This is a genomic window from Burkholderia sp. Bp9142, assembly GCF_003853415.1.
Lineage (GTDB): Bacteria > Pseudomonadota > Gammaproteobacteria > Burkholderiales > Burkholderiaceae > Burkholderia.
Window position 1 is genome coordinate 13,988 of the sequence record NZ_QTPP01000049.1, and the last position, 13,452, is coordinate 27,439.

Here is a 13,452-nt window from a genome sequence, read left to right on the forward strand (position 1 = left end):
CGCAGCCTCGACGAGGCCACGGCCCTTGGCCTGCAGATGCTTGACCACGCGGGCCTGATGACGCGCAAGCGGGCCGTGCTGACGGTACTCGTGCCGACCGCCGGCGGGTCGCTGTCGTTCTATACCTTCTCGACCTACATACAGAAGTACCTTGTGAGCTCGGCGGGACGGACATCCGGTTATTTGCGTGATTAAGGCTGAACGTGTCGATACTCAAAATATGCGCATGATCCAACCCATTGCACCTCCTGTCTCGCTTGCCCAGACCTACAAGGCGTTCTGCCACGCACTTAAGGAAGTCGGCTTCCAAGGAGAGGTTGGGGAGTCCTACGCCGAGCGTACGGTTCTGTCGACGGATAACTCCATCTACCAGCGACTTCCTCAGGCGGTCGTGTACCCGCGCAGCGCGGTCGACGTCGAATGCTTGACCCGACTCGCTGCGCAGGTAGCGTACCGGCGCATCATCCTGACGCCCCGCGGCGGTGGGACGGGCACCAATGGGCAATCGCTTACCGATGGCATCGTGGTCGATCTGTCGCGCCACATGAATCGCATCCTCGAGATCGATGTGGCTGCGCGCCGCGTGCGGGTCCAAGCCGGTGTCGTGAAGGACCAACTCAACGCGGCGCTGAAGCCGCACGGCTTGTTCTTCGCGCCGGAATTGTCGACGTCCAACAGGGCGACGATCGGTGGCATGGTCAACACCGATGCGAGCGGCCAGGGGAGCTGTACCTATGGCAAGACGCGCGACCACGTGGTCAGCCTGGACTGTGTGTACCTTGGCGGCGCGCGCCACGAAAGCGCAGCATTGTCCGAGACCGAGCTTGAGCTCGTGTGCGCGATGGACGGCCCGGTCGGCAGAGGCTATAGGACTGCCCGTCGCATCGAGGCGGAACAGGGCGAACGCATCGCAGCGTGCTTCCCTAAGCTCAACCGTTGCCTTACCGGGTACGACTTGGCGCACCTGCGGGACGGGCAGGGGCAGTTCAATCTCAACAGCCTGCTGTGCGGGTCTGAGGGCTCGCTGGGCTTCGTGGTGGAAGCGACCCTGGGTGTGCTCCCCATTCCCAAGTATTCGACGCTGGTCAACGTGCGCTACGCGAGCTTCATGGAGGCGCTGCGCGATGCGCAGGCTCTCATGGCGCTCCATCCCTTGTCCATCGAGACGGTCGATTCGCGAGTTCTGTCGTTGGCGATGAAGGACATCGTCTGGCAAAGCGTTTCGCAATACTTCCCGAGCGATGGGCAGACTCAGACGCAAGGGATTAACCTGGTCGAACTCTCTGGCGACGACGAAATCGAGTTGGCGCAACGTGTGCGGGCCTTCGAGGAGCACCTGAAGTCGGATTGCAGTGTTACGCGCCTCGGGCATACGCTGGCCGTCGGTACACACGCGGTCGAGACTGTGTATGCCATGCGCAAGCGTTCTGTCGGCTTGCTGGGCAATGTCGAAGGCGAAGCGCGACCGCAGCCATTCGTCGAAGACACCGCGGTGCCGCCCGAGAACCTGGCCGACTACATCGCCGAGTTTCGCCAACTGCTCGACGGGCATGGACTGCAGTACGGCATGTTTGGCCATGTCGATGCCGGCGTGCTGCACGTGCGCCCACTGCTCGATATGAAGGATCCCGAGCAGGCGGCCCTGATCCGGCCGATCACGCAAGATGTTGCGCGCCTGACAAAGAAGTACGGTGGGCTTCTGTGGGGTGAGCACGGAAAGGGATTGCGCTCTGAGTACGCGCCGACGTTCTTCGGCGAACTGTACCCTTCCTTGCAGGCCGTAAAAGCCGCCTTCGATCCATACAACCAGCTCAATCCCGGCAAGATCGCTACGCCCGCAGCGGACTTGGCTCTGCTGCGCGTAGACGAGGTGCCATTGCGCGGGGATGCCGATCGCCAGATCGACGAGCGGGTCTGGCAAAGCTACGGAGCGGCGATGCACTGCAACGGCAATGGCGCCTGCTACAACTTCGATCCCGACGATGCGATGTGCCCGTCTTGGAAGGCGACGCGCGATCGCGTGCAGTCCCCCAAGGGCCGTGCTTCGCTCATTCGAGAGTGGCTGCGACTGCAAGGCGCCGCCGGCGTTGACGTGCTGCAGGCGCAGCGGCAGGCCCCCTCGTTTCTCCGGAGCCTGCCCGCACGCTGGCGCAATACACGCAATTCGGCGCGCGCCCGCAGCGCTGCGGGCGCAGATGACTTCTCGCACGAGGTCTACGACGCGATGGCGGGATGCCTGGCGTGCAAATCCTGCGCAGGCCAATGCCCGGTCAAGGTCAATGTGCCGGAGTTCCGTTCGCGCTTCCTGGAGTTGTACCACACCCGGTATCTGCGGCCACTCAAGGACTATCTGATCGGTTCGCTCGAATACACCATCCCGTATTTCGCTCGCGTACCACGAATCTACAACGCGCTGATGTCGACCGTTCCCGTCCAGCGTTGGCTCGAAAAGAACGCGGGCATGGTGGACAGTCCACTGCTCAGTCGCTTCGCGTGGTCAAAAATGATGCGGCAGTGGGGGGTGCAGACTGCTTCCACACACGCACTGAATGCGTTGGCGCCGGAGAAAAGGGGCCGCTCAGTGGTTTTCGTGCAGGATGCGTTCACCCGGTACTTCGAGTCGCCGGTGGCGGCGAGCTTTATTGAGCTCGCTTCACGGTTAGGTTACACGGTCTACCTGGCCCCGTTCCGTCCAAATGGCAAGCCCCTGCAGGTTCAGGGATTCCTGCCAGCATTCGGCCGTGCCGCGAAGGCCAATGCGGGGTTGCTCCAACACCTTGCCAAAAGCGGTGTCCCGCTCGTGGGCCTCGATCCCGCGATGACGCTGGTCTATCGGCAGGAATATCGGAAAGTCCCGGGCATCGAGCAGATCGATGTGCTCTTGCCGCAGGAGTGGTTGCTGAAGGTCGTTCCAGATGCGGAGCGACAGATTGCTGGCCCGTCCTATTCGCTACTGGCGCACTGCACGGAAAAGACCAATATCCCTTCGAGTAGCAGCGACTGGGGACGACTGTTTACACGCATGGGGCTACGATTGCGGACCCGCCCCACGGGCTGCTGTGGCATGTCCGGAACTTATGGTCACGAGACTCGAAATGTCGCTACTTCTCAAGCGATCTTCGAGCAGTCATGGGCTGCCATCATCGACGGCAGCGATGTCGGCGAGTTGCTTGCCACCGGTTACTCCTGCCGCAGTCAGGTCGTCCGTCTGCGCGACAAGCGGCTTCGCCATCCGATCGAAGTGCTGCTGGAGGCACAGCGAGCGGCCTCCGCCCTTTCCCCCACTTGAGGCTACGAATGCATCCTTCGTTTCTTCCTCCACACGAGATTCGGACGCTGTTCTCCACGGCAATGTCCGAGATGTATTGCCAAGAAGTACCCCAATACAGCACGCTGCTGGATCTGGTCAGCGTAGTCAACGAGCGCACCCTCGGAGCCGAACCCGCGTTGCGTCAGTCACTGGAAAGCCAGAACGAACTGGAGCGCCTAGCGGTCGAGCGCCACGGCGCAATCCGGGTGGGTACACCGAAGGAGCTTTCGACCCTACGCCGGATCTTCGCGGTCATGGGCATGAAGCCGGTCGGCTACTACGATCTGTCGGTTGCGGGGGTGCCGGTGCATTCCACGGCGTTCCGCCCCGTCGGAGCCGATGCACTGGCGAAGAATCCGTTCCGGGTCTTCACCTCACTTCTGCGCCTTGAGCTTCTCCAGGACGCGAAGTTGCGCGAAGAGGCGCAGGCCATTCTCGGGCGCCGTCAGGTGTTCACGGCCCGGGCGCTGCAATTGACCGAGCGCTTCGAGTCGACGGGCGGCCTCACAGCATCGGAGGCCGCAGAGTTCGTTACCGAAGTCCTGGAGACGTTCCGTTGGCACAGCGAATCCACCATCGACGCTTCCACGTACGAACGACTGCATGATGCCCATCGGCTGATTGCAGATGTGGTGTGCTTCAAGGGACCCCACATTAATCATCTTACGCCCCGAACGCTGGACATCGATGCCGCGCAGGAGGAGATGGTTACCCGGGGCCTCGGAGCCAAGGACGTGATCGAAGGTCCTCCAAGGCGCAAGCACCCGATTTTGTTGCGGCAGACTAGTTTTAAGGCGCTGGAGGAAACGATTGTTTTCCAGGGGCAGGGCAATCAGGCTGGCTCACATACAGCCCGATTCGGCGAGATCGAACAGCGCGGCATGGCGCTGACGCGCAAGGGCCGGGAGCTTTATGACCAGTTGCTTGCTAAGGTGCGCGACATGAGCAACGCTGGCAATTCGGCTCCCGACTACGTGACACGCCTGGAGCAAGCATTCGTGGAATTCCCGGACGATTTGCCCACGATCCTTGCGCAAGGATTGGCGTTCTTCCAGTTCACCCTCAAGGACGAAGCGGCCCTCCGGCAATTCGACGAGTGGGATCTGAATGCTCTGGTGAGCCAGGGAGTCGTCGACGCAACGCCCATCACATACGAAGACTTTCTGCCTGTGAGCGCGGCAGGGATTTTCCAATCGAACCTTGGTGGCACCGAGCAGAAGAGCTACTCGGCATCCGCGGCGCAAGCTGCCTTCGAAGCAGACCTTGGTGATCGGGTGCTCGATGAGATCGCGCTTTATGAGGAGGCGCAGGCGTCGTCGATCGCGGCGCTGAAGGCAAAGTTCGCAGCACGTTAGGCTGGCGTCGCGCACGCGGACATTTAACTCGACGTTCCCATGGGGCGGGGCGCATGTCGCCCCCTTATTGCATCAGGCGTGCGCTCGTAGGGATCGCCGCGGAGAACGTAGTCTCAGCGGCGACGATATGTTGCGTTGGTGGCTTGCAGTCCGTGCCGATTCAAAGACGATCTGCCCTGAGCGAGATCGGAAGGTCTGATCGAAACCGCGTTCCACGGAAAGCGCTCTCGCGGAGCGATAACAGACAGTTGCTACGAACGTTGCGAAATACCCAGTGCCTCGGAGATGAGCTCAAAGCCTCTCATACCCTTGTACGCTTCGATGTCGACGCCATGCAGAATGACCGCCTCTTGATCACCGTTCCTGTCATGATGTTTCCTCAGAAAATCGGCGGGCAGGGAGTAGAACGTAGGTTCCTGCGAGTAATCTGTCGACGCAAATTTCTCGTTCGACGACGGGCTGTAGTCAACGTTCAGACAGGTAAGCACCAGGAAGTCAAAGGCGTCAATTGAACGCTCTGTAATCGAGATGATGCACTCACGATCGGCCCTGTAGCGCTTCTCTATCCGTATTCGTATTGGCTTCGGGATACCGGATCGATATGGGAGCGTGCAGACGAGATCGTAGGCCTTGTTTATTAGCGGGGCCTTATGAGTGAGAATATTCCTGCGGAGAAGGTGACCCATCACCAAGTATTCAGCGCTCAACGAGATCATCGCCGAGTTCACGCGACTGCGCTTTTTCTGTTGACCTTTGTTCGGATTGTCGAAGTTCACGATGTGGTCATTGGAATCGGTGTGAGCCAGAAAGTCTGAGCGCAGATAGATGCGCTCAGTGGGTTTCCTGGCTATCACATCGTCGGCAAATCAGCCCTGCTTTGCTGAGTTTGCCGTCATCTTGAAGATCCCTGTTGCATTGCCGGCGTCGAAACGCAGATCGGTCTCCCAACGACGAGATTGCTGTTCAAACGTACGCTTGCGCGTGATGAACTCGTAGAACGAACCGGGGACATTGCGCGTCACGAAACTGCCGTCCCGAGTGCGGAACTCGCGTTGGACGGAATCGGCCCGATAGGCAGTCTGAAACACGCGACCGGAACGTGAGCGCTCGACCTCAGGTTTCATCGGTCGACCTTTGGCCTTTTCGTCATCCGACAACTTGAACACGTCTTCGACACGATCCGTCGCGTGGTTGAATGCATTGCCTTCGGTCGCGATCCATGCCATCTCGGCAGATTCGCGCAGCAACGTTTCGTAGTCTGCCTCGCGTGGGACATCATGCTGCCTTGCAAACGCACCAACGATGACCGGGAGCAATTCGTGTGCAGTCGCGAGAGAAACAGACCCATCACGCTCGAGATCGGAAAGTTGAGAAACGGCAAGGGGCGTCAAGGGGTCTTTCGACGTGCCGACTACGTTTGTGACGGCTTGCTGAAATTCTTCGGAGAATCGCTCTGGGTGCAGTTCGCTCACGAAAAATTGTGCGATCTCGTCCGGCGCGTCTTCGTGCGCGTACGCACGGCCTGTCATCCCGAGCTTGTCGAGCGGGTATCGGCCGTTCAACTTGAAGCCAAGCGGCCGAAGAATCCGGGTAAATGCGGCTTCGCCGGGGGGGAGGGCACCGTTGTTGGCCCATCGCACTGTGCGCAAAGCGCCGTGGTCAAAGTATACGGAGCCACCGTTGGCGATCGCGTCGCTCGTATAGGCTCGTCCATTGGGTGACCGCTCCAGCAGATCTTCGAAGAGGGCCATATTCATCGCCTGCGCCAGTTCGGCGCGCGTGACTGTGCCGTCTTCCCAGTCATTAAGCACGATCGGGAAATTAAGGGTCGCAAAAAGCAACTCTGTTTTTTTCGGCCCAAGCAACTTCAGTAACAGTTGTTCAACATTTGAGTTTCGCATCGCTTATCTCACAGTGCACGTTCAGCACGGACAGGACAGGGAAATAGTTCAGCCGCCGGCAAGCCAGGATGTTGGCTAGTTCTACTAGTTGGCATTATTCGGTGCTGATGTCCGTGCCGTAAAGCGAGACTAAGTTGGTCTGTGATGACAATTTGGAACTAGTCGCGGCACTGAAAATACGATGGCCGGGGGCCGAGGTTTGCCAGATCGTGGGTGACGGTCGGAGCAACGTACATCGGCGCGGCTCCAAGCTCAGGTGGCCATCCATTGGGTGGTGCTTGCAAACTCCTAGGCCATTTCAATCGGAGTGGAGGAAACTTGCCTGCGCATTCCGTCCAAGCGTTACAGCTTCGATGTCGTGTGCAATACCGGTGCCGAGGCGCGAACTTGATGCGAGGCTAAACGGCCAGCCGAGATTTGTGAAATCTCCACCGCCTCCGGCTAAGAGCTGATGACGCGAACGTGAAGTCGCCAACCGGACTTGCTAACCGTGGCTGGAACTGCACTCGCCTGCGCTGGCTCCCGATCCTGAGATGCACCTTCGAGATCCATACTCTCGCCGCAGCCGATCTCGTGCAGTGCCAGGTAAGTATTATGCAGCCGCTGCTATGAGGTCGGCACATTGTAGATGCCGCTTTCTCGCGCTGCCCTAGCCGAGTTGGGGTCGTCTACAGAATCGACTTGCTCGATGGCAGCGATGTAGCTCGCGGGGAGATGTGCCTGCCGCGCACCGGCCAGGACGTGGTTCTTGTACCAGTGGTATGAGTGGAGCCCTGGCTGCTTGTTGGTGGCAATGTACGTGTCAGCCGGAAGCATGCCTTGCTCGGTTTCAACATCGACGTGTCGCGAGTCGTATCCAAAACCTGCACCTTCTGCTTCGTCGAGCGCGTGGCGGTCGGTGTCGGTAACGGCATACAGAACCCCGTACACGCGGTCATCTCTCGCATCAGTTTTTTCGCAATCGCATTTGCCAGAGCCATCTTTGCGGCTGAACTTGTCAAACACGAGGCGATAGCCGGTCAAGAATCCAGTTGCAACCACACGAGCCGATGGGGATCGCGTGACAAGACGCTCAACGCTCATGTTCGAGCCGTATGCGAAATAAAGAAATTCGTTCGGGTTCAGCATCTACACTCCGGATGTACGAACACTTTGCCTCTACGTAAACTCTACATTGCGACGATCTTCAACTGGTTAACCCAGCTTGTCTCACCTTACAGTGTTTTGCTTCTCTTGAAGGATGCATGCCTTGATTCAGATATGCACCTTGGTGGAGTTGAGCCCAGCCCCATCCTTATAGAGGCCTTCAGACCCAACTCACGGGCATCTTGGGGATGCACCTCGGAGCCAGCGTCACCCGTCAGCCGTTTGTCTCGAGGCGCTAACTTCGCCACCTCGCCCGGGGTCTCAAGACTATCCCACAGTCCCGGGGTATCCCGTGGCCGCTGCCGTTGTCTGCCCGACCAGCCACGCGGCAACCCTGAAGCAGTGGGTCGCTGTCAGTATACGTCGCAGAGAGGGGCATGATTCGACACCGACGAGCACTTTCTCAATTCCCATTGCTATTCAGAGAGATTTTGGAGATTGCCGGGTTGGACGGCTTGCTTGCCGAGTCGACATGGGAGAGAAAATGTGCGTTGTGGCGGGACGATTAACAGAATCCGCTGCTATAGTTGCTGTGGGGTTACAGTCGACCGACCAGATGTGTGACAGTTCGATGAACGCAGCTACGCCTTTGGCTTGTACGGGCGCGTAAGCGTCGCACAACAATACAAATACAATGGGGTCAAGAGATGTTTGGACGAGACCATTCGGTAATTCGGGGTGTAGCGACATCTCATTTTTTCGGTATGTGCCGGAAATGGGAAACCAGTGACAGTGAGAACGCTATTCGAATGCCGACTCGGTGTCCGGTGGTCGCCAGCGGCGAAGACGGTCACTCGGCGGCATTTGAAAATGCACTGACGGGTTCCGTTGTCTGATGGCGACGGCAGACCATGTGTCCGAGCTGATGTTTGAGGATGAGGACATCGAGCTCGTCGTTCGCAATCCAGACACGCGTGCGCAGGTTGCCGAGGCGCTGGCGCAGATTCGCGTGGGGCGCGAAGAAGATGTGCCGAGTGCGGAAGGATTGGATGCCGCAGCGGAATTGATTGGTGATGATCGCGCGCAGGTCTGGGTGGCGACTCTCAAGCGCAAGGGCTACCTGGCAACCTTCGTCGAAGCGCTGCGCATGCGTGGTCTGGTCGGCGAGGCTTGGGACCTCGACCACCAACAACTAATGTTCGATGATGTAAAGCTCCCTGACTTCTTGGCCAGGGCGAGGGTCTTTCGGTGCAAAGTGCGTGTAGGCGGCGGCGTCAAAGGTACCGGTATCCTAGTTGGTCCCAGCTCGGTCTTGACGGCGTGGCACGTGACCGCAGTGGCGGGACCGAGCGACGTGCCAGGGGAGCGTCCTGAGATTGACGTGGTGCTCACGGACGGACGTACGATCCCGGCAGTCATGCTTCCCGGCGCGTCTCCCTGCGGTGATGCTGAGTGGCCTCCTGAGGGTGGACGCGCGCCGAAATCCGATGCTGAGGTCGAAGGCCGTCACGACGTTGTGTTACTGCGCTTGAAGCAACCTGTTGGCATCCACTTGACGTTCGCCACCTTGGCGTCGCCAGCGTACGAGTATCGAGGCCCCGCGGCAGTTGTATTGATCTCATATCCGGAAGGCGAGTGGCGTGGTGTGGAATTTACCAACCTGCGAAAGCTGCGCAACCTGACGGCGCGGTGGGGCTATGATGTGCGGGGTACGCGGGGCGGCTCGTCGGGCGGAGGATGCTTCGACACGAGTTTTTCGCTAGCCGGTATTCACCAAGGGCGCGCAGATGGTGGCGGTCGCTTGGTACCGCTGGTCCGCTTCGACAGCATTGTGCGTGAAGCGATCGCAGACGACGAGATGCCCGAGAAACTGTGGTCGCTCGACGGCTCACCGGAGAGCGGTCTGGTGGTGGGCCGCGACGGTTTTTTCATTGGCTATCATGCTGCCATGCGTGGGCCGACACGTGCTCGGGGCATGTGGATTCGCCGCGTCGACCTCAGACACGACTTGTCGGGTCTTCCTTTTTCATTCGAGATGCTGGACAAGCTGGTGGCGCGAAGTCCTGCTACCAAGCTGGTCCGGGTCAGTTTCGATGCCATGGTTCACGATCTGCCAAGCGAAATTGCACGCCGGGCGTCAGCCGCTGGCGTGCAGGTCGAAGAGCCAGAGGCCAAGAACGGCGTCGCGGTGGATCAGACTGAGCCCGAGGCCGTGGTCGCCGACCGCAGCCTGCGGTTGGCGCAGGCTCTCAACGAGAAGGCACGAGAGTTGGGCATCAGACTCTGGGTGTTCTTCGACCATCCGTCGGTGGTGTTTGGCGACGAGTCCCGCTGGGCGTTGACCGCATTCGTGGATCAAGCGATTCGGCTTGAGCACCTGCGCCTCGTCCTCGCCGGCTACGAGGCTATTCAGATGCCGGGCGTTCAGTTCGAAACGCGCTTCGACGCTGAGGGCGAAGGCGCACCCGGGTTGATTGTCGAATACCTCACCGATGTACGTGAAGAAGATGTCCGTAACCTCATCCAAACTGCTGCCAAGGACATGAATTGTGCGATCAGTCCCGAGCGCGTCAATGAATGGACTGACGAGGCACTGAGGGACCTTCACCCCGTCAACGGCAGGTATGACAGCGTCCTACGGACCGAAATCGCTTCCCGCCTGCAGCCGCGGCTCAAGCAGCTCTGCGACGAAGGAGGCCACGTATGAATGCAGACGACCTCACGCTTGATTACGCTCGGCTGTTCGCCGCTTTATCCGGTCCATTCGTGCCGAAGCAAGCCCTTCAGCCGTGGACATCGCGTGACAACCTGGACCGCCTCGCCATGGTGGCAACTCGTCTTGCTGAAGTTTGCGACACGAGCCCGATTGGTGCCGGCGGCCACTGGCTGATGCGTACGCCGGCGCGACACTCATTGCTCAAATCGCTAGCCCCATCGGAACTCGTCGCAGCAGTGGTCGAACGGCGCAAGAGTGTCCCCGACTCGGAAACTACGGACTTACTAGCTGTTCTGCTCGATGAGCCACCGCTTGCGCGCGCCGACATCCGAGCCATCATCGATGCTCAGAGTGACCAAGCAAAGCTTGAGCGTGTCATCGTGGCGCTCGACCGCGCCGGCGAGGTCGCACCCTCCAATGATTTGTTGCAGTCGGCACGTTCAGCCCTGTCAGAATTCCACCGAGCTGAGAACCGACGTCGCATCGCTGAACGAGGCTTCTTCGGGCGCGATAGTGAATCCGCCGGGATCGCGGAATGGCTATCGCGTCCCATCGAAGTAGCTCCGGTCGCTTGCTTGCTCGTGACCGGCGGACCAGGCATCGGCAAGTCGACACTGCTTGCTGAGTCGGTGCGCCGCTACCACGAGCGCGATAATCCGCTAGTTCTCCGGCTCGACTTCGATCGAGCAGGGCTCGACGTGCAAGATCAACTCGGGCTGACTATGGAGGCGGCGCGCCAACTGGCGGAACAACTGGGCGCCACCGGTGATGACCTGCTGAATGCGCGGCTCGATGCAGGAACTGTCTTTGATCTGGACGTGAACCGGCATTCCAGTCTCCGCCAACGTGGGCCGGAATCACTTGTGGCAAAGCTCGGCGAGACTGTGGTCGCGGCGGGACGACCGGTGTTGGTTGTGCTTGATACGCTGGAAGTGTTGCGCGGCCGAGGTGAGACTCACCCCATTACGTTGTTTCGCTGGCTCGACAGCCTTGTGGCGAGTGGTGTAAAGCCGATGTGTGTGCTTGCGGCCGGCCGGGGCGACGCGCTTGACAGCCTCGAGCAGATCGGCAGCGTAGGATCCGGTAGTACAACCGCCGACTGGGGAACTCGACGGGTTACTCGCATGGAACTTCTTGGCCTTGAAGCCGATGCGGCGAGGGCCTTGCTGGCCAAACTGGGCACGCCGTCGGGCCTCCAGAATGAGATGCTTGAAATCGCGCAAGGCAATCCGCTCAAGCTTCGCCTTGCCGCGGAGATAGGCAGACGGTTAGGCGTTGAGCACCTACCGAAGCGCAAGCGTGGCAGCGAGGTTAGTGCCGCCTTCCTCTATCGAATGCTTTTGTCACGCATTGATGAACCCGACTTGAGGCGGCTCGCTCATCCCGGCCTGATCGTTCGACGGATCAACGCTGACGTCATCCGCAGGGTGATGGCTCCAACGCTTGGCCTTGGGGCCATCACCCAGGACCGGGCAAGCGAACTCTTGAATCAGTTGGCAGCCCACCACTGGCTGGTCGAGAACGACCCCGGTGCTCCGGGCTTCCTCAAGCACCGCAGCGACATGCGTACGTTGCTGCTGCCTCTGCTTTACAACTCGTCGCCGAAGCAATCGGCTCGGATCGATGCCGCGGCCTTGCGCTGGTTCGCGGCGCAGCCGCAGCCCTGGGCGGAAGTCGAGGCGGTGTACCACGAACTGCAACTGACCCGCGTCGGGCGTGCCGCGCCAAGCGTGCCCTTCAAAGTCGCCGCCCAATTCGACTTGGAAGCCCTTGACGAGTTACCTCGCGCCGCGGCCGATCTGGTGCTGGCAACCCGTGGCGAGCGAACCAGTCAGTTCCGAGGTTCACAATCGACGGTCGGCGCAAGCGGGGACGATGCCGGTGTTACGCGTGAACTGCTGGCGATCATCCAGCGTCAGGACTGGCGTGAGGGCGAGTATCTCGTGCGAGGCATGCTCGATGCTGGCGGATTGGACGTTCGCTCTCAGGCTGCAGACGCACTTCGCACGTTCCTGTGGCGATCAGGCCAGTGGGCAAAAGCCCGCCTCTGGCTGCGCGAGCGCAACCGCTTCGATGAGTCAGACGAGGATCTCGCTGACTTGCCCGAGCCGCTTGCACTAGCGCGACTGGAGATGCGGGCAGAGTTCGAGCCAGAGAGACTGCGCCGGCAGTGGCGTTCGTGGCGGCCATTGATGTCGCGGCTTGAAGGTACGGCAACTGCAGCGACCGACAACTGCGCGCGCCACGGCGCGCTCGCACTGCTCCTCGCGAATTTGCCAGAACCATTCCATTTCTCGCAGAGGAAATCTCGCGAGAGCGATTTGGCCGCAGCAGCCAATGAGCGCTGGGTTGGTGTTGAGGGGCGCGAGGCGGCACATGCTGATGAGCTTGGCCGCCAGCGGCTTGGGCAAGCAGCTCGGTACGCTGAGGATGCGACAGGGCTACTTCCCGGACGGATTCTCGCCACGCTTACTCCGTACTCGACCTTCGCCGACAACCTCTTGTTTTCGGAGGGCAGCGCCGATCTGCGCGGGGCAGCAGAGTCATCAGCAGAGGCAATTGCGAGGAACGGAGGGCTGCTTGGGGACCGGCAGTTGGAGCTCAACGTGTCGCGGACAGGCAGACAAATCGCATGGCTGGCAGACCTTGGTCTGTTCGCCGAGTGGGCTGGGGCGACCAGCTTCGTCTTGCGAAACGAAGATCTCGGGCTCATTGGTCGCGCCGCAGAACGTTGGCGACGAACCATGGCGGGCGACTGGTCGATCGGTATCCGGCGCGGAGAATGGCGCAGATTGCCGCGGCTTGACGAAACCTTGCGCGGGCGTTTGCGTGAACTCATGGAAGCGCCAAACCCTGTGAGCCGTGCGCGGGAGCAACTTGACATCTGGACCGTGGGACTTCCAACGGACGCGCTGCTGCAGCGTTTGCAGCGACGGCTACGCGGGGCATTGTCGGAGGGAGCCAGATTGGTGGCGGAGGGTGAGGCGGTTGACGTCATTACTCGGCGGCTGCTGGTGTACGGTGCGCCAGCAGCTTTCGTGCCGCCACTGGCGGTGCTTCTCGTGCACCGTGAACTCTGAAGGG

The 13,452-nt window shown here is 60.1% G+C and carries 7 protein-coding genes; 4 read left to right on the forward strand and 3 right to left on the reverse strand.

The window, feature by feature from the left end; genetic code table 11:
- Positions 1 to 226 precede the first annotated feature (226 nt).
- Positions 227 to 3,289, forward strand: coding sequence for an FAD-binding and (Fe-S)-binding domain-containing protein (locus DIE22_RS33680; protein ID WP_124607104.1), 3,063 nt, complete (start codon positions 227 to 229; stop codon positions 3,287 to 3,289).
- Positions 3,290 to 3,297: 8 nt separating this feature from the next.
- Entirely contained in the window at positions 3,298 to 4,665 is a 1,368-nt protein-coding gene (locus DIE22_RS33685) for a VOC family protein (RefSeq protein WP_124607105.1), read from the forward strand.
- 251 nt (positions 4,666 to 4,916) lie between these two features.
- On the opposite strand, the gene DIE22_RS33690 is transcribed toward DIE22_RS33685, so the two are convergent.
- The 3 genes from DIE22_RS33690 to DIE22_RS33700 form a co-directional block, all read right to left on the reverse strand.
- Positions 4,917 to 5,441: a hypothetical protein gene (locus DIE22_RS33690; protein WP_124607106.1), complete on the reverse strand. Its 525-nt coding sequence runs from the start codon at positions 5,439 to 5,441 to the stop codon at positions 4,917 to 4,919.
- 90 nt (positions 5,442 to 5,531) lie between these two features.
- A complete protein-coding gene (locus tag DIE22_RS33695; RefSeq protein ID WP_124607107.1) occupies positions 5,532 to 6,566 on the reverse strand; it encodes a DUF1338 domain-containing protein in 1,035 nt (344 codons plus the stop codon).
- 606 nt (positions 6,567 to 7,172) lie between these two features.
- Positions 7,173 to 7,694, reverse strand: a complete 522-nt coding sequence (locus tag DIE22_RS33700; protein WP_124607108.1) for a gamma-glutamylcyclotransferase family protein — start codon at positions 7,692 to 7,694, stop codon at positions 7,173 to 7,175.
- A gap of 871 nt (positions 7,695 to 8,565) precedes the next feature.
- Between DIE22_RS33700 and DIE22_RS33705 the strand changes: the two genes are divergently transcribed.
- Both DIE22_RS33705 and DIE22_RS33710 read left to right on the forward strand, forming a co-directional pair.
- Positions 8,566 to 10,359 carry a trypsin-like peptidase domain-containing protein gene (locus tag DIE22_RS33705; protein ID WP_260426831.1) on the forward strand — a complete coding sequence of 598 codons (1,794 nt, stop codon included), beginning with the start codon at positions 8,566 to 8,568 and terminating at the stop codon, positions 10,357 to 10,359.
- Entirely contained in the window at positions 10,356 to 13,448 is a 3,093-nt protein-coding gene (locus DIE22_RS33710) for an ATP-binding protein (protein ID WP_124607110.1), read from the forward strand. Before DIE22_RS33705 ends, DIE22_RS33710 begins: the two co-directional genes overlap by 4 nt.
- Positions 13,449 to 13,452: the final 4 nt, after the last annotated feature.